The 21,290-nt window shown below is 44.7% G+C and carries 23 protein-coding genes; 6 read left to right on the forward strand and 17 right to left on the reverse strand.

What is annotated here, in order from left to right:
• Window positions 1-99: 99 nt before the first annotated feature.
• The 8 genes from tyrS to metK form a co-directional block, all read right to left on the reverse strand.
• The gene (gene tyrS / locus ACNOGP_RS03945; RefSeq protein ID WP_418214122.1) at window positions 100-1,392 is read right to left on the reverse strand and encodes a tyrosine--tRNA ligase; all 1,293 of its coding nucleotides are present in this window, start codon (window positions 1,390-1,392) and stop codon (window positions 100-102) included.
• 86 nt (window positions 1,393-1,478) lie between these two features.
• Window positions 1,479-2,147 (reverse strand): TatD family hydrolase, encoded by a 669-nt coding sequence (locus tag ACNOGP_RS03950; protein ID WP_195629337.1) that lies wholly within the window; start codon window positions 2,145-2,147, stop codon window positions 1,479-1,481.
• A gap of 21 nt (window positions 2,148-2,168) precedes the next feature.
• Entirely contained in the window at window positions 2,169-2,393 is a 225-nt protein-coding gene (gene yidD / locus ACNOGP_RS03955; protein WP_373148611.1) for a membrane protein insertion efficiency factor YidD, read from the reverse strand.
• Between the two features lie 47 nt (window positions 2,394-2,440).
• Window positions 2,441-2,830: a ribonuclease P protein component gene (gene rnpA, locus ACNOGP_RS03960; protein ID WP_418214123.1), complete on the reverse strand. Its 390-nt coding sequence runs from the start codon at window positions 2,828-2,830 to the stop codon at window positions 2,441-2,443.
• Window positions 2,831-2,835: 5 nt separating this feature from the next.
• On the reverse strand, window positions 2,836-3,582 hold the full coding sequence (locus ACNOGP_RS03965; RefSeq protein ID WP_143867236.1) for a uroporphyrinogen-III synthase: 747 nt from the start codon (window positions 3,580-3,582) through the stop codon (window positions 2,836-2,838).
• Between the two features lie 4 nt (window positions 3,583-3,586).
• A complete protein-coding gene (locus tag ACNOGP_RS03970) occupies window positions 3,587-4,309 on the reverse strand; it encodes a DUF4271 domain-containing protein (RefSeq protein ID WP_418214124.1) in 723 nt (240 codons plus the stop codon).
• Complete coding sequence (locus ACNOGP_RS03975) at window positions 4,306-4,893, reverse strand: TIGR00730 family Rossman fold protein (protein WP_418214125.1); 588 nt, start codon at window positions 4,891-4,893, stop codon at window positions 4,306-4,308. The genes ACNOGP_RS03970 and ACNOGP_RS03975 overlap by 4 nt, the downstream gene beginning before the upstream one ends.
• Window positions 4,894-5,018: 125 nt before the next feature.
• Entirely contained in the window at window positions 5,019-6,311 is a 1,293-nt protein-coding gene (metK, locus tag ACNOGP_RS03980; protein WP_007762720.1) for a methionine adenosyltransferase, read from the reverse strand.
• Window positions 6,312-6,541: 230 nt separating this feature from the next.
• Here metK and ACNOGP_RS03985 point away from each other — a divergent pair, with 230 nt between their 5' ends.
• The gene (locus ACNOGP_RS03985; protein WP_007757207.1) at window positions 6,542-6,730 is read left to right on the forward strand and encodes a hypothetical protein; all 189 of its coding nucleotides are present in this window, start codon (window positions 6,542-6,544) and stop codon (window positions 6,728-6,730) included.
• Here ACNOGP_RS03985 and folK read toward each other — a convergent pair.
• The 8 genes from folK to miaB all read right to left on the reverse strand — a co-directional run bounded on the left by folK (window position 6,705) and on the right by miaB (window position 14,217).
• Window positions 6,705-7,190: a 2-amino-4-hydroxy-6-hydroxymethyldihydropteridine diphosphokinase gene (gene folK, locus ACNOGP_RS03990; RefSeq protein WP_007757205.1), complete on the reverse strand. Its 486-nt coding sequence runs from the start codon at window positions 7,188-7,190 to the stop codon at window positions 6,705-6,707. The genes ACNOGP_RS03985 and folK overlap by 26 nt on opposite strands.
• A complete protein-coding gene (gene queA, locus ACNOGP_RS03995) occupies window positions 7,190-8,248 on the reverse strand; it encodes a tRNA preQ1(34) S-adenosylmethionine ribosyltransferase-isomerase QueA (RefSeq protein WP_007762712.1) in 1,059 nt (352 codons plus the stop codon). The genes folK and queA overlap by 1 nt, the downstream gene beginning before the upstream one ends.
• A gap of 17 nt (window positions 8,249-8,265) precedes the next feature.
• Window positions 8,266-8,988 carry a tRNA pseudouridine(55) synthase TruB gene (gene truB, locus ACNOGP_RS04000; protein WP_143867246.1) on the reverse strand — a complete coding sequence of 241 codons (723 nt, stop codon included), beginning with the start codon at window positions 8,986-8,988 and terminating at the stop codon, window positions 8,266-8,268.
• A gap of 51 nt (window positions 8,989-9,039) precedes the next feature.
• Window positions 9,040-9,894, reverse strand: a complete 855-nt coding sequence (locus ACNOGP_RS04005) for an undecaprenyl-diphosphate phosphatase (protein WP_186966238.1) — start codon at window positions 9,892-9,894, stop codon at window positions 9,040-9,042.
• 2 nt (window positions 9,895-9,896) lie between these two features.
• Window positions 9,897-10,139 (reverse strand): DUF3098 domain-containing protein, encoded by a 243-nt coding sequence (locus ACNOGP_RS04010; RefSeq protein WP_007757194.1) that lies wholly within the window; start codon window positions 10,137-10,139, stop codon window positions 9,897-9,899.
• Window positions 10,140-10,234: 95 nt separating this feature from the next.
• On the reverse strand, window positions 10,235-11,116 hold the full coding sequence (locus ACNOGP_RS04015; protein WP_418214126.1) for a cell division protein FtsX: 882 nt from the start codon (window positions 11,114-11,116) through the stop codon (window positions 10,235-10,237).
• A gap of 3 nt (window positions 11,117-11,119) precedes the next feature.
• A complete protein-coding gene (locus ACNOGP_RS04020; protein WP_007762704.1) occupies window positions 11,120-12,019 on the reverse strand; it encodes a class I SAM-dependent methyltransferase in 900 nt (299 codons plus the stop codon).
• Between the two features lie 815 nt (window positions 12,020-12,834).
• The gene (miaB, locus tag ACNOGP_RS04025) at window positions 12,835-14,217 is read right to left on the reverse strand and encodes a tRNA (N6-isopentenyl adenosine(37)-C2)-methylthiotransferase MiaB (RefSeq protein WP_418214127.1); all 1,383 of its coding nucleotides are present in this window, start codon (window positions 14,215-14,217) and stop codon (window positions 12,835-12,837) included.
• Window positions 14,218-14,552: 335 nt separating this feature from the next.
• On the opposite strand from miaB, the gene ACNOGP_RS04030 reads away from it, so the two are divergent.
• The 3 genes from ACNOGP_RS04030 (at window position 14,553) to ACNOGP_RS04040 (ending at window position 17,809) form a co-directional block, all read left to right on the forward strand.
• Window positions 14,553-14,927, forward strand: coding sequence for a hypothetical protein (locus ACNOGP_RS04030; protein WP_007762700.1), 375 nt, complete (start codon window positions 14,553-14,555; stop codon window positions 14,925-14,927).
• 54 nt (window positions 14,928-14,981) lie between these two features.
• Entirely contained in the window at window positions 14,982-16,481 is a 1,500-nt protein-coding gene (locus tag ACNOGP_RS04035) for an acetyl-CoA hydrolase/transferase family protein (protein ID WP_186966236.1), read from the forward strand.
• A 131-nt stretch (window positions 16,482-16,612) separates the two neighbouring features.
• Window positions 16,613-17,809, forward strand: a complete 1,197-nt coding sequence (locus ACNOGP_RS04040) for an ATP-binding protein (protein ID WP_195475911.1) — start codon at window positions 16,613-16,615, stop codon at window positions 17,807-17,809.
• Window positions 17,810-17,834: 25 nt separating this feature from the next.
• Here ACNOGP_RS04040 and dacB read toward each other — a convergent pair whose 3' ends face one another.
• The gene (gene dacB, locus ACNOGP_RS04045) at window positions 17,835-19,238 is read right to left on the reverse strand and encodes a D-alanyl-D-alanine carboxypeptidase/D-alanyl-D-alanine-endopeptidase (protein ID WP_186966234.1); all 1,404 of its coding nucleotides are present in this window, start codon (window positions 19,236-19,238) and stop codon (window positions 17,835-17,837) included.
• A gap of 214 nt (window positions 19,239-19,452) precedes the next feature.
• Here dacB and ACNOGP_RS04050 point away from each other — a divergent pair, with 214 nt between their 5' ends.
• Window positions 19,453-20,016: an RNA polymerase sigma-70 factor gene (locus ACNOGP_RS04050; protein ID WP_186966233.1), complete on the forward strand. Its 564-nt coding sequence runs from the start codon at window positions 19,453-19,455 to the stop codon at window positions 20,014-20,016.
• Between the two features lie 76 nt (window positions 20,017-20,092).
• Window positions 20,093-21,268, forward strand: a complete 1,176-nt coding sequence (locus ACNOGP_RS04055) for a FecR family protein (protein WP_186966232.1) — start codon at window positions 20,093-20,095, stop codon at window positions 21,266-21,268.
• The last annotated feature ends 22 nt before the right edge of the window (window positions 21,269-21,290 follow it).

Genomic DNA, 21,290 nt, shown 5'->3' on the forward strand with positions numbered 1-21,290 from the left:
GCTTTCTGTTAAAAAGCGGTGCAAAGATAGAGGTTTGCAAGCAAACCTCCAAATATTTCATTCATTTTTTTACTTTGCTACCTAATAAATAATGAGCTATTACTTTGCAATCAGCAAATAATAGTTCTTTTTACCGCGCTGAACAAGCAGATATTTCTCATCAAGCAGGTCAGCTGTCGTAATTACCTGGTCAAAAGCCGCCAGCTTTTCTTTATTCAACGAAACGCCTCCGCCTTGAACCAACTTACGCATTTCACCTTTCGAAGCAAATACAGCCGCATTATCAACGAATAAGTCAACAGCTTTCACACCTTCCGCCAATGCATCACGGGAAATCTCAAACTGAGGTACGCCTTCGAATACAGCAAGCAGCGTATCCTCATCCAATTTACGCAACGCTTCCGAAGTTGCATTACCAAACAAAATGTTTGATGCATCCACTGCTGCATTATAATCTTCTTCGGAATGAACCATTACGGTAACTTCCTTAGCCAGACGTTTCTGAAGGATACGCAAGTGCGGAGCTGCCTGATGTTCTGCAATCAGAGCTTCTATTTCTTCCTTCTCGATGGAAGTGAAAATCTTGATATAACGTTCTGCGTCAGAGTCGCTTACATTCAGCCAGAATTGGTAGAACTTGTAAGGAGACGTATAACGGGGATCCAACCAGATATTCCCGGATTCCGTCTTACCGAACTTACCACCGTCAGCTTTTGTAATCAACGGACAAGTCAGCGCAAAAACCTCTCCCCCATTCGTACGACGAATCAATTCGGCACCGGTAGTGATATTACCCCATTGGTCGGAACCGCCCATTTGCAGTTTACATCCCTTTGTCTCATATAAGTGGAGGAAATCATATCCTTGAAGTAGCTGATAAGTAAACTCGGTAAATGACAGTCCGTCACGTGCTTCACCATTCAGACGACGTTTCACAGAGTCTTTCGCCATCATATAGTTTACAGTGATGTGCTTACCTACTTCGCGAACAAAATCGAGGAAAGTGAAGTCTTTCATCCAGTCATAGTTGTTCACCAGCTCGGCGCGGTTAGGCACCTCCGACTCGAAGTCGAGGAATTTGGCAAGCTGATTCTTGATACATGCCTGATTGTGACGCAATGTCTCTTCGTCCAGCAGGTTACGTTCTGCCGATTTACCGGAAGGGTCACCAATCATACCTGTAGCGCCACCGATCAGTGCCAACGGCTTATGACCGCAGCGTTGGAAATGACGAAGGATCATCACTCCACAAAGGTGACCAATGTGTAGCGAATCGGCAGTCGGGTCGATACCCAAGTAGGCAGTCACCTGCTCTTTGCTTAACAACTCTTCTGTTCCCGGCATGATGTCCTGCAACATGCCACGCCATCTCAATTCTTCTACAAAATTCATCGTATTACTCTTTAATTATTTGGTTTTTATTGTATTTCAATTCCATGTGCGACAAAAGTACGACTCTTTCTCGGAAGATACAACTCTTATGCCCTAAAAAAGACATTTTGAATGTTCCGTCGGATTGTTTCGCGCAGTGTTTCCACTTCCACTCCACGCACTTGGGCCGCCCGATACAGAATATCCTCAATATCAAGCTCACTATCGTCCGTCTCCAGAAACAGACGGTCATCGGGTACCACTCTCATCGCTTCATCCGAATAAAATTCTCCGAAAGACAGATATAATCCTTTGTCCAGCATTTGTTTCGCCTGTTCGGGCTTTCCCCTGAAACCATGCCATATCCAAGCCTGCTTGGGTTGAAATTCTTTTTTCACAGCCAGTATCTTATCCGCCATTCTCACATTGTGAAGAATCAGCGGCAAATCATATTCCAGCGACATAAATATCTCAAATTGCAATGCTACCATTTGCTCATTTATGGAAGCCCCTTTCAATTTGTCCAGGCCACATTCCCCTATGGCAACAATATGCTCATCAGGCAAGTGATCAATAACAAAATCCGAGTGCCGTTTCAAGTTACCCGGCTTCAGTTCCCAGGGATGAATGCCGACAGAATAGTAATACCCGTCCTGAAGAGGCGTTCCCGCTGACTGCCGATAATTGATAATAGCTTTACCACCGGACTGGATCTCTCCCTTATGGGTATGAATATCCAAAATGGCATTGGCAACGTTTATATTGTTCTTTCTCATTGTTGTTTTTTTATTTATATGTTAAGGCACGGGATCATAACCGGAGCCACCCCACGGGTGACATCTCAGAATACGCCGCACAGTCAGATACAGCCCTTTTACAGGTCCATGTTTCTTAATCGCCTCGACCGCATAGGCCGAACAAGTCGGTGTAAACCGGCAAGAAGGAGGAGTTAACGGTGAAATACAAACCCGATAGAAATAGATAGGAATAAGCAGCAAGAATGAAAACACTCTCCGCAGCATGTCTTTTACGAATATCCAGCTGACAGATATTCGGGAGCCATGAAATTTCATGAGGATAGTTTTTCAGAGATGCGCGAAAGCGCTATTTTCATCTTCTCTTCCAATTCGGCAGTCGCTGTAAGCTCGTCCGACAGATAGAGAAAGGCGATTGCCAAATGCTGTTCCCGGCCTTGCAGACATTCCAACAGGATGGATTTATTCTTCCGGTAAGCCTCGCGTATCTGACGTTTCACCCGATTGCGCTTTACCGCCCGCTTGAAACGTCGTTTCGACACGCTGATCAGTATGGAAGCCGAAGCCTCGCCTTGTTCGACAGGCATATATACAACGCGTATCGGAAAGATGGAAAACGACTTTGAAACGCCGCCTTCAAACATCTTTCCGATCAAAATCTTACTATTCAGCCTTTCGGCCTTGCACAAAGTATATATACCCACTCTGTTTATTTATTGTTTTCTTTGATAAACATATCAAGTGCGGCAGTCATTGACGGAGCCTGCACCGTAGGAGCTTCAAGATCCAAACGAAGACCGGCGTCACGTACAGCCTGTGCGGTAGTGGAACCGAAAGTTCCGATCTTAATCTCTTTCTGATTAAAATCAGGGAAATTCTTCTTCAACGAAGTCACTCCCGCAGGACTGAAGAACACTAACATATCATAATCAAACTCTTCATCCGGTGTAAAATCATTGCTGACCGTACGATACATCACAGCTTCCGTATGCTGTATACCATTCTTGTCGAGCAAATTCTTCACATCGTCATTATGCACGTCCGACATAGGGACGAAATATTTCTCCGTTTTATGCTTCACAATCGAAGGAATCAAGTCTTCAATCTTTCCCGTAGCTCCGAAGAATATTTTACGTTTGCGATATTGCACATATTTCTGGATGTACAACGCAACGGCTTCCGTCACACAGAAATACTTCATCGTTTCGGGAATCGTCACACGTAACTCGGTACATAAATTAAAGAAATGGTCAATAGCATGGCGAGAAGTGAATATAACGGCAGTGTGGTCGAGAATCGAAATTTTCTGTTGCCGAAATTCTTTCGCCGAAAGACTTTCAACCTTGATAAACGGCCGGAAATCTATTTTTACGCCATACTTCTCTGCTATGTCGTAATAGGGAGATTTCTCTGACGCAGGCTTAGGCTGCGAAACTAGTACTTTTTTAATTTTCAACGTCCTAAAATTTTATTAGCAATACATCATTAATTTGAACCATACCTTGATAGAGTAGCAGACAAGGTACTATTTCAAGAGCGCAAAAGTACAAAATTAATAGGAAAAGGTCGCCAAATTGATGAAAAAAAAGCTTTATCCACTTATAAAACATCAATATTTTAGTGAAAATTAGAATAATTGAACCGATTATAATCAAATTAATAAAACTCAAGTCAAAATAAACGAGAAAAAGTACGAATGGAAAAAGAGCAAATCCTACATAATATATGAGTGAAGAATAAGATTCCAGCCACATATTTGTCCTGTTTTTATCAAAGAAAGTCCACCCCAGAAACATATAAAGTAGCCATTTCAGTAAGAAATAAACAAGGCAAAAGCCGACATAGATTCCTAACAATAGGAGAGAGGATACATGGTCCATCAAGGCAGGACACATATCATGAAAATAATTGAAGAAAGTGATGCCCGCCAACACACAGGTTTGTAACACAAGCACAAGCAGGTAACGTACATCAGCCGCCGTAGAGCTATCGAAAATACTTGTCCGTTCGCGATGCAACACAAAATCTTTCACTTGCTGAGAAAGAAATTTCTTTCCTTTAGCCAGAGCAATGGACGAAAGGAAAAAGCAAGCCAACAGGGTCAGAGCAATAGCATCATCTGTACGGGGAGAATAGGAGATAGGAATACCTTCAATGCCCGAAATAAATAGTTCCACAATCATATAGCCGCAAATTTACGAATGGAAATATCCCATACAGGAGTCTCATAGAGCAATCTCAACGCTTCTTCGGGTGTCTGTGCCACTTTCCATATATCTCCATGCTGTTGACGCATAAAATTCTCGTCAATCGCCTTCCCTAGCATTTCCAGCAACGGATCAAAGAAACCGTTTGCATTGAGAATAATAATAGGATTGAGATACAGTCCCAATTGCTTCCAGGTAATAATCTCCAGCAGTTCTTCCAGCGTACCGCAACCACCGGGCAGCGCAATAATGCCGTCACTCAAATTCGCCATCTTCTGTTTCCGTTCATGCATGGACTCCACTTCAATCAGTTCCGTCAATCCCGTGTGCTGCCAGTTCTGCTCTACCATAAAACGAGGAATCACTCCCGTCACTTCCCCACCATTCTTCAATACCGCATCCGCAACGGCACGCATCAAGCCGATACTGCCTGCCCCGTTAATCAATCGGATATGATGTTCGGCAAGCAAACCGCCCAATTCTTCGGCTGCTTTAAAATACACAGGATTTATCTTGGTGCTGGAAGCGCTATATACGCATACGGAATGTATCTGGTTCATTGCTACGATTTATTGTATCACCCTGCAAAATTACGAAAAAAAACAAAGGCCGCAACCTCAATTTCCGGAAAAGGAAAATGAAATCGCGGCTCTTATCAAACAAGTCAAGCTCGGTTTCAGACTATTTACAGACCGAAAGCGGCTTTAATTTTATCTACATAGTCGAGTTTCTCCCATGTAAAGAGTTCAACGTCTACCGTCTTGTCTCCTTCATAGCGGGAAAAGAACTTCTTCGTTACCACCTGCGGTTCGCGCCCCATGTGACCGTATGCAGCCGTTTCCTGATAAATCGGATTACGAAGTTTCAGGCGCTCCTCGATAGCCTTCGGGCGAAGGTCGAACAGTTGGTCGATCACACGGGCAATCTCACCGTCGGTCATGTTCACGTGAGAACGGCCGTAAGTATCTACAAAAATATTGATCGGACGAGCCACGCCGATAGCATAACTCACCTGTACGAGCATTTCATCCGCTACCCCTGCCGCAACCATATTCTTAGCGATATGACGCGCCGCATAAGCTGCGCTGCGGTCTACCTTGCTGGGGTCTTTTCCTGAGAAAGCGCCACCACCGTGAGCACCTTTACCGCCATACGTATCAACGATAATCTTACGTCCTGTCAAACCGGTATCTCCGTGAGGACCACCGATTACAAACTTTCCGGTAGGATTGACATGATAGATAATTTTATCATTGAACAGCGCCAACACCTTATCATGATGAATGGAAGCAATCACACGAGGCATCAGAATCTCGATCACATCACGACGGATGATAGACAACATCTCTTCGTCAGCCTTCAGCTGGGCAGCCTGCGAATCATCTTCCGGCTGGATAAAGTCATCGTGCTGCGTAGAAACAACAATTGTATCAATACGAACAGGAGTTCCGTTGTCGTCATATTCGATAGTCACCTGGCTTTTTGCATCGGGACGAAGGTAAGTCATCACCTTTCCTTCACGACGGATATCAGCCAGCACTTGCAGAATGCGGTGTGCCAGATCAAGAGAAAGCGGCATGTAGTTTTCCGTTTCATTGGTAGCATAACCGAACATCATACCCTGGTCGCCCGCACCCTGTTCCATCGGATCCTGACGTTCCACACCACGGTTGATATCGGGGCTCTGCTCATGAATGGCGGAAAGCACACCGCAAGAGTTACTTTCGAACATGTACTCTCCTTTGGTATAGCCGATTTTCTTAATTACCTCACGTGCGATGAGCTGGAGATCAACGTACGCTTTTGTTTTCACTTCACCCGCTAGCACCACTTGTCCGGTAGTCACTAGTGTTTCGCAAGCTACTTTCGAACTGGGGTCGTAAGCCAACAGTTTGTCAAGCACGGCATCCGATATCTGATCGGCTACCTTGTCGGGGTGTCCTTCTGACACCGATTCGGATGTAAATAAGTATCCCATCTTTTTAAATTAAGAATTAAAAATTGAAAATTAAAAAATGAGAGAGAGCAGGAGAGGTGAGTGCTGCAAGGATTAAACCGCAAAGCGTCGGTAAGACGTGTTTTAGCATTTTTTTCCGTGGTTGCAAGCTACTCAAATCTGTCCACACTTTCATTTCGGGTGCAAAGATAAAGAGATTTCGGAGATAATGAGTATCTTTGACCCGTATTTAACACATAAATAGATTTAAAATGATTCTAAATAAGAAATTAAAAACGCTCTTAGTCCTGGCGCTTTATATAGGCTTCACGATTGCCATCTATGCCATTGTCTGCCATTTCATTGACAGACCGTTCCAGGAGATCCATCTGCTGTATGCAATATTGATAGGCTGCATTGCCTATTTGCCGGTATTTATTGCGGAGAAAAAGAAGAAATAAGTTCCCGCATCGTCTTCCCCAATACCGGATGTACCAGTTCCGGAGCTATTTCCGCCAACGGTTTCATCACGAAGTCACGTTCCGCCATCAGCGGGTGGGGGAGATTCAATTCCGCTCCGGACGGAGTGACTGCAGAGAGAATCAGATCCTCATAAAGCAACAGGTCAATATCAATCAGGCGGTCGCTATAAGCGCCATTGACCGACTTCTTCGTGCGTCCCAGTTCGCGTTCAATCGACTGCGTTTTCTGCAACACATCCAAAGGAGACAGTTCCGTTTCCACACAAGCCGCCGCATTCAGGAAACTATTCTCAGAGGTAAAGCCCCAAGGGGCAGTTATGTAAAAAGCAGACAGGGAAACGACTTTTCCTATCTGCTCTTCTATTTTTTGCACGGCAACCTTAAGATTCTGTTCTTTATCTCCCAAGTTAGTGCCGAGTCCTACATACACTTTCGCCATTATTTATCCAGAATCAGCATTGCATCTCCATACGTACCGAAGCGGTAACCTTCTTTCAGCGCTACATGATAAGCATCCATCACCTGTTCATAACCGCCAAAGGCAGCTACAATCATCAGCAAGGTAGAAAGCGGCATATGGAAGTTGGAAATCATTGAATTGGCTACGGTGAATTCATACGGAGGGAAGATAAACTTATTAGTCCAACCCTCAAATTCCTTCAGATGTCCGTCCGTGCTGACCGCACTTTCAATCGCGCGCATCACTGTCGTACCTACCGCACACACATTCTTTCCATTATCTTTCGCACGGTTGACAGTCTTCACAGCCGCTTCATCCACAAACATCTGTTCCGAATCCATCTTATGCTTTGTCAGGTCTTCCACATCGATATCGCGGAAGTTGCCCAAACCGGCGTGCAGAGTGATGTAAGCAAAGTCCACTCCTTTGATCTCCAGACGCTTCATCAGCTCACGGCTGAAATGCAGGCTGGCAGTCGGGGCAGTCACCGCACCTTCGTTCTTCGCAAAGATAGACTGGAAACGCTCCGCATCTTCCGGCTCTACCGGACGGTTGATAATCGTATGGGGCAGGGGAGTCTCGCCCAATTCATATAAAGCTTTCTTGAACTCATCATGAGGTCCGTCATAAAGGAAACGGAGCGTACGGCCACGCGAAGTAGTATTGTCAATCACCTCAGCCACCATCGAATCGTCCGGTCCGAAATACAGCTTATTACCGATGCGGATCTTACGGGCCGGATCCACCAACACGTCCCACAGGCGTAGTTCTTCGTTCAACTCACGCAACAAGAACACTTCGATACGGGCACCAGTCTTCTCCTTGTTACCATACAAACGAGCCGGGAACACCTTCGTATCATTGAATATAAACACATCCTTATCATCAAAATACTCCAGAACTTCCTTGAACATCTTGTGCTCAATCTTACCAGTATTACGATGCAATACCATCAAACGCGATTCATCCCTATACTTCGTCGGGTGCAACGCGATCTTGTCTTCGGGTAACTTAAATTTGAATTGTGATAATTTCATATCTATTCCTTATTACGTTAATTATTTTCTTCCTCATTTTCTATTTCCTGCCGGTCTATCCACTCTTTAAAGTGTTCAGGGTCCAGACAGTCTTCCAGACGGACATCGCCCACACGTGTACGAATCAATCCCGTCAGATGCGCTCCGCTGTGGAGTGCTTCGCCAATGTCGCGTGCCAACGCACGGATATACGTTCCCTTGCTGCATACCACACGAATCCGAATCATCGGCTCCGGTGTCTCCAGACAGCATTCCAGCAATTCAATCTCGTCGATAACAAGCTGCTTCGCCTTTAGTTCGACTTCCTCGCCTTTCCGTGCCAACTCATAAGCACGTTTTCCATCCACCATGCAGGCGGAGAAAGCAGGGGGAACCTGTTCTATCGTACCTATAAAATGTGTCAACACTTCTTCCACCATCTCCCGCGTGATATGTCCGGTAGGGTAGGTAGCATCTATCTCGTGTTCCAGATCGTACGACGGCGTAGTAGCCCCCAGCCGAAGCGTGGCGATATACTCCTTCGTATGATATTGAAACTCTTCTATCCGCTTCGTGGCCTTACCCGTACATACTATCATCACCCCCGTTGCAAGAGGATCCAGCGTACCGGCGTGCCCGACTTTCAGTTTTTTCACTCCTATCCGGCGACAGATATGATAGCGGGCATGTCCCACTACTTTAAATGAAGTCCACCCGAGAGGTTTATTAAAAAACAGTACTTCTCCTTTTTTAAAATTCATCAGCCTTTATTTATAACTCATCCGCTTCTGTGACCACTCATCCAAAGCCCATCAGTCTATTTGCAGATTATATCCCATCAACAACATCACCAGAATAGCTCCACCCACGATAATCCGGTACCAACCGAATGCCTTAAAGCCATATTTGGTCACGAAGTTTATAAAGAACTTTATAGCAAGCAAAGCGACGATAAAAGCCACTACATTACCAATGATAAGTGCCGGCATATTATTCATCAGTACTTCAGTCCCTCCATCCAAAAAGAGTTTCAGCACCTTATATCCGGTTGCCGCAAACATCGTCGGCACCGCCAGGAAAAACGAAAACTCGGCTGCTTCCTTACGTGTCAGTTTCTGCGCCATACCGCCCACAATGGTAGCCATCGAACGCGAAACGCCCGGTATCATGGCAATACACTGAAACAAGCCGATATTGAATGCCTTCTTCTCCGTCAGCACCGTGTCTTCACTTCCTTTCGTGAATATTCTGTCACAAAACAACATGAACACTCCGCCAATCACCAGCATAACGGCCACCACCGTCACACTCTCCAACAATTCATCTATCTTATCACTGAATAAGAAGCCCAATATAGCCGCAGGGATAAAAGCGACCAACAGCTTCCAATAGAAATCGAACCGATGCAGCAAACGCTTCAGCCAGGAAGTACCGGCAGGCACCGGAGTGTTGTTCAACCGGAAGAACCGTTTCCAATAAAGGCAGACAACCGAAAGAATCGCGCCAAACTGAATAATAACTGTAAAAGCCTTCACGAATTCCGTGCTCTCTACTCCCAGTATGTTTTGTGTTATAATCATGTGTCCCGTAGAAGAAACCGGAAGAAACTCCGTCAACCCCTCTACAATAGCGATGATAATTGTTTCAAATGTAGTCAGATCCCCCATCTTTATTTCTCTGTCTTTTGAGTTTTAGGTTTGCGTAACACAGCGTATATCATAGACAAGAAGCCAAACAGGCAAACAGCAGGTGCTATCTTTATTCTACGTACACTGAAAATATCCGGTTCAAAGGCTGTTTCGGACGACGAAGGTCCCGCCATCAGCAGGAACCCGATGATAACAATCGCCATTCCTATTGCTAGCAAGATAAAGTTCACTTTATCAAAGGCAAATTTCTGCTTGTCAGACATAGTTTCAATTAAAAATTATAAATTAAAAATTATAAATCAAAGTCGCAAACGACGTGTCTCACTACCTCAACTTATTACTTATCACTCATTATCCGCTAAATATAGTACAGGCTGTTCGCCCTCATTCTCAGATATTTATTGATTGACACATAGGCGCAGAACCATGTAATCACAATTCCAAACACCAATACGCTTGCACATACAATCAACATCACCTCGGGCGTGATGACCTGGAGCAGCTCCGGCTCGTATGTCACCGCCCAATAAGCAGTTCCCATCAATACCGTATCTGCCACAACCGCCGCCAACACTCCGCTCCACACATTCTTCCGGAGGAATGGGCCACGAATAAATCCCCAACTCGCACCTACCAGTTTCATGGTGTGAATGAGGAACCGCTTGGAGTAAATGGCCAGCCTTATCGTATTGTTTATCAATGCAAAAGAGATAAAGGTAAGCACTACCGCCAACGCAAGCAGCACCAGACTGATATTCCGTATATTATCATTCACCGCGTCAATCAGCTCCTTCCGATAGAGCACATCCTGTATGTTGGTATTCCTCTTGATCTTCTTCTCTATCTTCGCGATACTGTCGGAATTCGCATACTCGGAATGGAGCTTGATTTCGATAGAAGCGGTGAAAGGATTATAACCCAAAAACTCTTCGGGGTCAGTACCCATCGCCTCCGTCTGCTCTTTCAAAGCCTGCTTCTTAGAGATGTATTCGGACTCTTTCACGAAAGACTCGCCGTTCAGCTTCTTCTGAAGTTTCAGTATGTCGGCCTCCTTCATATCGTCACTGATAAGAATAGAGAAACTGATATTCTCACGAACATAGACGGAAAGATTGTGTGCCGTCAACACGAAAAAGACGACCAGTCCCAGCAACAGCAACACCAGTGTCGTACTGATACTCGACGTAATGAACTGCATGTCGAAAATCGAACCTGACTTATACTTGTTTTTATTTCCCATGCGTTATCTCTTTTTTCGGAATACGTAAATCATAGAACTGCTTCGTTCCTTTCGTCCCAAAGCGTTGAACCAAGCCAGCGTGCCTGCATACATCCCTTTCAGGAAACTACACGAACTGCCACGATGTTTCTCGCTCAGCATAGATACGTAAAACGCATCGAACGGCATCGGATGGCGTGCTGCCATAATAAAACCGTGACGGGAAGCCAACTGCTGTATAGTGCCCGGAGTAAAATGCCAAAGGTGGCGGGGAACGTCGTATGCCGCCCAATATTCGCCATAACGCTTGGCGTCGTACGAAGAACAGTTGGGCACTGCCACAATCAATACTCCTTTTTCCGTCAACAGCTCACGGAGTCGTTCCCACACCTCACTGAGATGTTCCAAATGCTCCATCACGTGCCAAAGGGTAATGACATCAAAGCTATCGGGAGCAAACTCTTTCAGTGCCGACTCCGGCTTTACGTCCAGATTGAAATGCGCTTTTGCAAATTCACGTGCCTGCGGACTTTTCTCTATCGCCTCCACTTTCCAACCACGACGCACCATCGTATCGGCAAAGTAACCGGTTCCCGTACCTATATCGAGCAAACGTCCCGTCTTGCGATGCGCTTCTCTGGCTACCAGACGCGCTTTGCGGCCCAGCATATAGGAACGTACGTAATGATAGATATTATTCATCGCGCCCTTGCGCGTATCAGTGTGGGAGATGTAGTCGGGAGTCTCATAATACTTGCCTATCTCTGCTTCTACCGGAACTCCTTGCGTGAACGTAAAGCTGCAATCGTCACACGAATACAGCTCAAACTGTTCGCCCGAAGCATAAAAATCCGTACAAGTCATGACGCGTTTCAAGTGCGTACAACCACACACCGGACAAGCATTTATACTGAGTTTCTCCATCAATCCTAAAACAAAATTAAGTGCTGCCTCAATGCAAGAAGCAACACTATACCCTAATTTGGTGCAAAGAAACAAATAAAAAGTGATGGATTGGGCTTTCGTTAAGGACTTTTAATAGAAATCAGAAATATAAACCCTGCATGATTTTGCTAAATCTTGAGAGATAAAATGATAAAGCAGCCTGTTGGGAGAAAGAAGTATACCAATGAGTATCTAATCCTCCTGCGGTTGTTTATCGGTTGATATACTTTCCTAACCAGATATAAGCCGCATTATTAAATTGTTTATGCGGCTTACTTAATATAATCATGCGCCTTGTTTAATGTATTTTTCCGGCAATTAGTATTCGTTTGACGTACATGAACCATTCGGTTCACCTGCGAGAACCGGAAAGTCTACGTACGTCATCCAAATGCTTCACATACGTGAAACGGGAACGTAGTGCCTACAAAACATATTAGTAGTGCCTTGTTGTTTGTTAAGCCTACCGGATTTTGTTTTAATTCCCACACCATATGCAGAGAACATAGCCGTCCAACAACAACTTTACCGGAAGGAAAACACTGCGAAAACGCAATCTTACGGTCAAAAAGGGCATTCTTAATATAAAGAAATTAATGGTCGGATTATAAACCAAGCTATTAGTAATCAGATATATAAATTGCATAGTAGTAATAAATAAGGTGATAATAAAAAGCTTCGTCTTTCCTATTATCACCTTATTATCACTGGCTATTGTCACTAAATTGCATTTGATTATCAGAGAATTAAGTCTGAAAAGTGACAAGTGATAATAAAAAGAGAATTTTAAAACTCTATGAGAGGTCAGCGTTGCAACACACTCCTTTCAGTGTAGCCGAACTAGCTTCCGTGATACGTACGTTCACGAAGTCGCCGACACGATGTGTGCCCCGATCGAACACTACGACACGGTTCTGTTCCGTACGGCCGAACAACTGGTCACGCGAGCGCTTGGAGACTCCTTCCACGAGGACTTCGTACGTCTTTCCGATACAACGCTGGTTGGACTCGGCGGACAGACGGTTCTGCAAGGCGATAATCTCGTTGAGGCGACGCACTTTCACCTCTTCGGGCACATTGTCTTCAAGATGTTTCGAGGCATACGTCCCCGGACGTTCAGAATATTTGAACATGAAAGCCGCATCGTATCCGCACTCTTCCATCAAAGAGAGCGACATGGCGTGATCTTCCTCCGTCTCGGAATGAAAACCGGAGAAGATATCCGTTGTCAGTCCACAGTCGGGGATGATACGTTTGATAGCCGCCACCCGGTCCAGATACCATTCGCGGGTATACTTGCGGTTCATCAGCTTCAGAATGCGGGAACTACCGCTCTGCACGGGCAAGTGGATATGCTTGCACACATTGGGAACCTGTGCGATTACTTCAAGCGTTTCGTCGCTCATATCCTTCGGATGGGAGGTCGTGAAACGGATACGTACACCCGGAGCCGCCTCCGCCACAGTACGCAGCAACATCGGGAAAGTGACTGTCTCGCCCGTCGGTTTCTCAAAATGGTAGGAGTTGACGTTCTGTCCCAGCAATGTCACCTCCTTATAACCTTTCGCCACCAGGTCAGCCACTTCGTTCAGGATACTCTCTACATCACGGCTACGCTCGCGCCCGCGAGTATAGGGCACGATACAGTAGGTACAGAAATTGTTGCAACCGCGCATGATGGACACGAATCCGGAAATATGGTTGCCGCAGATACGCGACGGAATCACATCCCGATAAGTTTCGGTAGTGGAGAGTTCCACATTGATCGCCTTCTCTCCGGCTTCTACGGCGGCAATCAGATCGGGCAATGTCAGGTAAGCGTCCGGCCCCACCACGAGGTCTACGTGATGATTCGTTATCAGATCGTCCTTCACCCGCTCGGCCATACATCCCAGTACGCCCACAATCAAGTGTTTTTTCTTTTTCTTCAACGAATGGAAGAACTCCAGACGGTTCAGGATTTTCTGCTCCGCATTGTCACGGATAGAACAAGTGTTCATAAACACGGCATCGGCCTCCTCAAGCGTTTCCGCCACAGAGTAACCCGCCATTTGCATCACTGAGGCAATCACCTCGCTGTCGGCCACATTCATCTGGCAGCCGTAAGTCTCGATAAACAGCTTTTTGCTGTCATCAGCAGTTGCGGATTTAAAGTCCGCTCCCGTTAATTCGTTCATACTCAAATCTAAATTAAAAATCCGGTTGCAAAGATACGGCTTCGCTTTTAATAAGATACAAATCAGCGCAAAAATAACACCAAAACTTACGATTAAGTCACATAACCTGTAATTAATGTTAAGGGAATAAACATTTTCCGGCAGTATTCTTGGCAATTTTAATTTTATTTTTCACATTTGTGCAATGAAAGAAACATTAGATTTTTTCATAGTTAAGGTTTAGGTTAAAAAAATTAAGGGGAGCTGTGAAGCTGCCCTTTTTTCATACTGAAAAGTTATCCTGAATCAGATTTAATACGTAACTTTGGCAGATAACTAAATAGCAGTGAAACACAATGGAAGATTTCTTAAAATTTCTCTTGATAGCAGGTGTCATTCTTGTGGGAATATTTAAAGAGGTGAATAAGAATAAAAAGCCCGGCAAACGCCCCGTTTCCCCTATGCCATCGTCCGACGAAATAAAACCGGACGCAGTTCCTATGCCCGAAGCGTGGAGTAACCCCAAACGGAAAAAGAAACGGGAAGAAGTATCCGTAGCCGCCTCCATAGCGAACAGCGCCGCACAGGACAAACGCAATATCCGGCAAAACTCCCAATACAACGCTCCCGACGAGTCGTCTCCCGGCAACGAACAGGATTTCGCAATCCGCTCGGCGGAAGAAGCCCGACGCGCCATTATCTGGGGAGAAATTCTTCAACGAAAATATTAAGCGATAATTAACCCTAAAATATCAACTGTATTTTAACACGAAATTGTACTATTTATGCCACTAAATCGTATCTCGGCAGCGGAAGCTGCAAGCCTGATCAAACATGGCTACAACATCGGCCTTAGCGGATTTACTCCCGCCGGAACGGCCAAGGCTGTCACAGCCGAACTCGCAAAAATCGCTGAAGCGGAACACGCGAAAGGAAACCCGTTTCAAGTAGGAATTTTTACAGGTGCATCTACCGGAGAATCTTGTGACGGCATACTATCACGTGCCAAAGCCATCCGTTACCGCGCTCCTTACACTACCAACGTCGATTTCCGCAAGGCTGTGAACAACGGAGAAATTGCCTACAACGACATACATCTTTCACAGATGGCGCAGGAGGTGCGCTACGGATTCATGGGCAAAGTGAACGTTGCCATCATCGAAGCTTGCGAGGTGACTCCGGACGGAAAGATCTACCTGACTGCCGCCGGCGGTATCGCCCCGACCATCTGTCGCCTGGCAGACCAGATTATTATCGAGCTGAACAGTGCGCACAGTAAATCCGGTATGGGACTGCACGACGTATACGAACCTCTGGATCCTCCTTATCGTCGCGAGATTCCGATCTACAAGCCGAGTGACCGCATCGGACTGCCGTACGTGCAGGTAGATCCGAAAAAGATTGTCGGTGTGGTGGAAACCAACTGGCCGGACGAAGCCCGTTCTTTCGCCGCCGCCGATCCGCTGACCGACAAAATCGGGCAGAACGTGGCCGACTTCCTTGCTGCGGATATGAAACGCGGTATCATTCCGGCTACATTCCTTCCGTTGCAGTCGGGCGTGGGAAACATCGCTAACGCCGTACTCGGCGCATTGGGACGCGACAAAACAATTCCCCCTTTCGAAATGTACACTGAGGTGATTCAGAACTCCGTGATCGGTCTGATCCGCGAAGGACGTATCAAGTTCGGCAGCGCCTGCTCACTGACTGTCACCAACGACTGCCTTGAAGGTATTTACAACGATATGGATTTCTTCCGCGACAAGCTGGTGCTCCGTCCGTCGGAAATATCAAACAGCCCCGAAGTGGTTCGCCGTCTCGGTGTAATTTCCATCAATACGGCTATTGAGGCGGATATTTACGGTAACGTGAACTCTACCCACATCGGTGGCACGAAGATGATGAACGGTATCGGCGGCTCGGGCGACTTTACCCGCAACGCTTATATCTCTATCTTCACTTGTCCGTCTGTGGCTAAGGAAGGCAAAATCAGCGCTATCGTCCCGATGGTGTCTCACCTCGACCACAGCGAGCATTCTGTAAATATCATCATCACCGAACAGGGTGTTGCCGACCTTCGTGGCAAGAGTCCGAAAGAACGTGCGCAGGCCATCATCGAGAATTGTGTGCATCCCGACTACAAACAGTTGCTTTGGGATTATCTCAAACTGGCCGGCGGCAAAGCCCAGACTCCACACGCCATCCAAGCTGCACTCGGAATGCACGCGGAACTGGCTAAGAGCGGTGATATGAAGAATACGAACTGGGCTGAATACGCTAAATAAATAGAATATAGGATTTACAGTATTCTAGGCCAAATAGATATAATTGTATTCTCTGGCAAACAAAATCCGGTTATTTTTGTTTATTAGAGAATACAATTGTATTTTTGTAGAGGAATTAATAAACCACTCCTATGAAACAACTATTTGCCACATTCTATCAACTAAGAGAACGGGTCTCATTAGACTTCGTAAGATATCTGTATCATGAGATTCGTTGGAACAACCGGTTAATAGCCATAACAGGCGCTCGTGGAACGGGGAAGACAACCCTCATGCTTCAATATATAAAAGAGCATTACCCTGGTTATGACAATGATACACTTTATGTTTCATTGGACAATATTTGGTTTACTACCCACTCTCTATTTGAGTTGGCGGATGAGTTTCAGAAAATGGGAGGGAAAGCTTTGTTTTTGGACGAAGTGCATAAATACCCAAGTTGGTCAAGAGAAATAAAGAATATCTACGACAGTTTTCCGGATATAAAAATAGTATTCACCGGCTCTTCTTTGCTCGAAATACATAAAGGTGAAGCCGATCTTTCAAGAAGAGCCGTTACCTATCATTTGCACGGACTTTCTTTCCGTGAGTTCCTGCAATTTGAATATGGATATAAAATGGAAGCGCTCCCGCTTTCCGATATATTGACCAAGCATATAGAACTGGCCATGAACGTAAGCAAACAGTTGAAACCGCTTGTAGCATTCAACGAATACTTAACTTACGGTTATTTCCCTTTTTATAAAGAAGATAAAATATTGTACCACGAGAGGTTATTAGCCACCTTGAATACAATTCTAGATGTAGACTTACCTTCTACTGAAAAAATAGATTATTATTCCATTGGTAAAATAAAAAAGCTATTTTCCATCCTCGCAGGACTTGTGCCATATATTCCCAATATATCAATGCTCAGCAAAGAAATAGAAGTCAGTCGCATCAGTCTGTTGAATTATCTATCCTATCTCCAAAAAGCCCAAGCCCTCTTGCTGCTCGACAAAGAAGCTTCCGGCATCAAACAACTGGCAAAACCGGAAAAGATTTATTTAGGTAATACAAACTATGCATATGCACTGGGAGGAGAAAAAACAGACATAGGAAATGTCCGCGAAACATTCTTCTTCAATCAAACAGCCGTAAAACATAAAGTTACCTATTCCTCTCAAATAGATTTCACACTGAATGAGACATACAATTTCGAGATTGGCGGTAAAAACAAAACTCAAAAACAATTAGCAGGAGTGGAGAACGGATATCTGGCTCTTGACAACATAGAAATTGGATTCAATAACGAGATTCCACTTTGGTTGTTCGGATTAATGTATTAACGGAGGGATGACATCACCATAGACCTTATAAAGAGAGGAAAGCGCAGACTTTATCCTGAAAAGCTCTTGCCTTAGCAGCCGAAAGTACATTCTGGTTCATGATGGCGAATGCCACCTCGTGCCCGTTCTTCATGCGCAGATAACCCGCAAGCGTATTAATCGCTGTAAACGATCCCGTCTTGGCATGAACGTTTCGAAATACAGGCGCACTCTTCATTCTGTTTTTTAACGTACCGTCTACCCCGCCAACGGGAAGAGACTTGTATAACTTCTGAAAAATATCCGTCCGCGAATAGGCATATTTCAAGAAATCGACCAATAGGGCGGGAGAGAGGTAATTATAATTGGACAGTCCGCAACCATCCGCAATCTTATAGTCTTTCGGGTCGTGCCCCAGCCGACGGATGAGCTTCATAATCTCGACAATCCCGTCTTCGGCCGCCACCTGTTTCTTTCCCGTAGCCTGCGCGCCCAGACGGCAAAGCAAGGCTTCCGCATTCAGGTTATCACTCTCTTTCATCAACTGGTTCAACACTTTCTGCACGGAAGTATTCCAGCACGCCATCTGCTCCACTTTCACGCTGTCACGGGGCAACTCGGCGAAATCATACGACGGAGGAACGGCGATTCCTTCTACCCGAAGACGTTCAAGAAAAGTATGCATGAAGAAACGGGGAGAGTCATAAATATTGATATCATCTTTTCTGATCGAAGTGACATTGCCCGAAACAGTCAGATTATTCCCGTTCGTCAGCCAATCTCTGGTGAAAGAGAACTTTCCGGCGGAGGAAGCGCGTGTTCTCGTCCGGTTTGTCAAAGTATAATAAGAAGATACGGGCTGGCAGGAGACGCTTGCCGTATCCCCCTGCACGGTAGAGGGAACTACCGATATCCGCACCGTTCCCTTGCAGAACATCAACGGAGAGAGATAGGGCTGATAACCTGCCGGAGTATCATCCCATGCCCATCCATGCCCCCAGTAAAGGGAATCTTTCATCGAAATATCCCCATACACTTGCCCGTTAATCACAGAAAACGGGTAACTGATCACTTTCTTAACCAACGAATCCATTGCCTGGCTGTCAAACTCCGGATCGAATCCACCCACAACATACAGGTTTCCTTGCAATGTATCATGTTCTATCACTCCGTCGTGCCACACCTCCGTACGGAAAGGCTCATCGGCTTCGGGACGGGAGAGGGCGGTAATGGCAGTCAGCAGTTTCATGGTAGAGGCGGGACGGGACAGCTTCTCTGCACGATAGTCATAAAGCGGTTTCTTAGCCGTCAGGTCGTAGACGGATATGCCGACTTCGGATGATTCGGGAAGCAGTTGCTTGATAAGCGAATCTATTTGGGAGAAGTCCTTTTGTCCCCATAGGGGAAGAAAACAGAAAGATACTACAACCTGCAAAAGAAATCTTTTCATAATAGAATAATTTATAACGACATGATTACAAGTTACAAATATAAACTATTTTCCGATTATTCCTCCTTTTAAAGCATAACTAAAAAAGAAAATGGAGGTAGCAAATAGAAAGTTTGTAAAAACAATAACTGCCTTTGGAGAAGTTTTTTTTGCAAAAACCCGAAAAATTGTTTCATAACTCAAAGTAAATCCATACATTTGTGCCATTAAGGTAATGATAACGTTCCCAAAAAATAATATTGAGAAACTAGTAGAGAAAGGAATAAACAGCAAGAAAGAATTTGATCTATTCTTCAAAAGCCACTACACGCTATTTCTTTCTTTTGCTTGCCGATATCGCCTGAATACGGAAGAAGCGCGCGATATCGTGCAGGATGTTTTTACCTCTTTTTGGGAACAACGGGAGCATTTCAATTCCATCCTCACAATCAAAGCTTTCTTTTATCGTGCCATATCCAACCGTTGTCTCAATCATCTCAAACACGAAGATGTGAAAAGCAGGTATGCCGAAAGACAGCTGCAGGAAATGCAAAGCGAAGAGTTCATCCAGGAAAATATTATCCGGGAAGAAGTTTCTCTCATCGTCCGCCGAAAAGTGAAAGAATTAACACCTAGAGAGCGTGAAATTATTCTTCTTTCCCTACAAAATAAATCAAATCAGGAAATAGCAGATTTGTTATCGATATCCGTCCCTACAGTAAAAACTCATAAGATGCATGCCTATGCCCGTTTGCGTACGGAGCTGGAAGAATTACGTTTTTTACTACTTATTTTATAAAAAAACGATTTTTATATCATACCATATTTTATTTGTGTTGTTTTACTTATAAAATAACGCAAAATCAAAGGTATCAATGACAATTAATAAAATAGAAGAAAGCATACAGATAGCAGAAGAACTGGCTAAGGAAATCTGCACAGGAAAGGAATCGGATTCACTTTCCGCCCAACAGTGGAAAAAAGGCTCATCCGAACTCTATAAGGAAATACGATCACAGGAGAAATTGTTACAGGAAATAGCCTTCCATGAATCAATTGATGTAGACAAGGAGTTAGAGAGCATTAACAAACGCATCACTCTTCCAGCCAAACGGACCAATAAATATCGCCTCTACATCATATCAAGCATAGCGGCTTCTTTCCTGATACTTGCAGGAATAGGTCTGGCAACCTTATGGACACAGGTGAATGACGTCCGGAAACCTGTAGCTACTAATTGGATATCCTCTATTCCCGAAACATCAGAATCTTCTCTGATCGTATCAGCAAATAAAACAGTCAAACTGAATAAGAATAACCTTATAGTTTCCGGTGAAAAGTTAGTCAGCCATTCCCGGGAGGGAAAAGAGACTATTGCCATCCACTTGAATACAGACAACGAGTTCAATAAGCTATCAGTTCCTGCTGGCGGTGAATATCAGTTGACATTAGAAGACGGTACAACCATTCAAGTAAACGCGGCATCCGAACTTCTATTCCCTACGCACTTCAAGAAATACATACGTCAGGTAAAACTGAAAGGGGAAGCTTATTTCAAGGTGAAAACGAAACCGGACAGTCCGTTTCATATAATGGTAGACAAATTGAACGTACAGGTTACAGGAACTTCTTTTAATGTGAAAGCCTATGAAGAAAGTGACAAAATAGACATTACGCTTGTTGAAGGCTCCGTCAATATCCGCAGAGGACAAGAAGTACTCGCTACACTAATACCCGGCCATAAATTCATATACTGTAAAACGACAGATGAATACAGTACTACCGAAGCCGATATAATGGCCGAGACAGGCTGGACGGAAGGGAAATTCGTTTTCCGCAATGAGAAGATAGAAAATATCACGCAAGAACTCTCCCGCTGGTATAATGTTGAAATGGTCGTAAACGATGACATCAAAGATTTATGCTACAGTGGTATACTATCACGCAAACAACCGTTCATCGAGATACTGGATGCCTTGCAATTAACTCACGAACTGGATTTCAAGGTCCATCAGGACAAGAAAATAGACGTGATAAGAAAAAAGAATTAACAGTAAATTCAAATATAAACTC

Origin of the sequence: Bacteroides difficilis (assembly GCF_048319815.1) — a bacterium.
GTDB classification, from domain to species: domain Bacteria; phylum Bacteroidota; class Bacteroidia; order Bacteroidales; family Bacteroidaceae; genus Bacteroides; species Bacteroides zhangwenhongii.

Coding starts and splice junctions, on each gene's coding strand:
- ACNOGP_RS03975 (WP_418214125.1), bottom strand. CDS start 4,893: ATGAACCAGATACATTCCGTATGCGTATATAGCGCTTCCAGCACCAAG.
- ACNOGP_RS04050 (WP_186966233.1), top strand. CDS start 19,453: ATGATAACGTTCCCAAAAAATAATATTGAGAAACTAGTAGAGAAAGGA.
- ACNOGP_RS04035 (WP_186966236.1), top strand. CDS start 14,982: ATGCCACTAAATCGTATCTCGGCAGCGGAAGCTGCAAGCCTGATCAAA.
- truB (WP_143867246.1), bottom strand. CDS start 8,988: ATGAATTTTAAAAAAGGAGAAGTACTGTTTTTTAATAAACCTCTCGGG.
- ACNOGP_RS03970 (WP_418214124.1), bottom strand. CDS start 4,309: ATGATTGTGGAACTATTTATTTCGGGCATTGAAGGTATTCCTATCTCC.
- ACNOGP_RS04040 (WP_195475911.1), top strand. CDS start 16,613: ATGAAACAACTATTTGCCACATTCTATCAACTAAGAGAACGGGTCTCA.
- yidD (WP_373148611.1), bottom strand. CDS start 2,393: ATGCTGCGGAGAGTGTTTTCATTCTTGCTGCTTATTCCTATCTATTTC.
- ACNOGP_RS04020 (WP_007762704.1), bottom strand. CDS start 12,019: ATGGAGAAACTCAGTATAAATGCTTGTCCGGTGTGTGGTTGTACGCAC.
- ACNOGP_RS04055 (WP_186966232.1), top strand. CDS start 20,093: ATGACAATTAATAAAATAGAAGAAAGCATACAGATAGCAGAAGAACTG.
- ACNOGP_RS04005 (WP_186966238.1), bottom strand. CDS start 9,894: ATGGGGGATCTGACTACATTTGAAACAATTATCATCGCTATTGTAGAG.
- miaB (WP_418214127.1), bottom strand. CDS start 14,217: ATGAACGAATTAACGGGAGCGGACTTTAAATCCGCAACTGCTGATGAC.
- ACNOGP_RS04010 (WP_007757194.1), bottom strand. CDS start 10,139: ATGTCTGACAAGCAGAAATTTGCCTTTGATAAAGTGAACTTTATCTTG.
- ACNOGP_RS04030 (WP_007762700.1), top strand. CDS start 14,553: ATGGAAGATTTCTTAAAATTTCTCTTGATAGCAGGTGTCATTCTTGTG.
- ACNOGP_RS03985 (WP_007757207.1), top strand. CDS start 6,542: ATGATTCTAAATAAGAAATTAAAAACGCTCTTAGTCCTGGCGCTTTAT.
- tyrS (WP_418214122.1), bottom strand. CDS start 1,392: ATGAATTTTGTAGAAGAATTGAGATGGCGTGGCATGTTGCAGGACATC.
- dacB (WP_186966234.1), bottom strand. CDS start 19,238: ATGAAAAGATTTCTTTTGCAGGTTGTAGTATCTTTCTGTTTTCTTCCC.
- queA (WP_007762712.1), bottom strand. CDS start 8,248: ATGAAATTATCACAATTCAAATTTAAGTTACCCGAAGACAAGATCGCG.
- ACNOGP_RS03950 (WP_195629337.1), bottom strand. CDS start 2,147: ATGAGAAAGAACAATATAAACGTTGCCAATGCCATTTTGGATATTCAT.
- ACNOGP_RS04015 (WP_418214126.1), bottom strand. CDS start 11,116: ATGGGAAATAAAAACAAGTATAAGTCAGGTTCGATTTTCGACATGCAG.
- folK (WP_007757205.1), bottom strand. CDS start 7,190: ATGGCGAAAGTGTATGTAGGACTCGGCACTAACTTGGGAGATAAAGAA.
- metK (WP_007762720.1), bottom strand. CDS start 6,311: ATGGGATACTTATTTACATCCGAATCGGTGTCAGAAGGACACCCCGAC.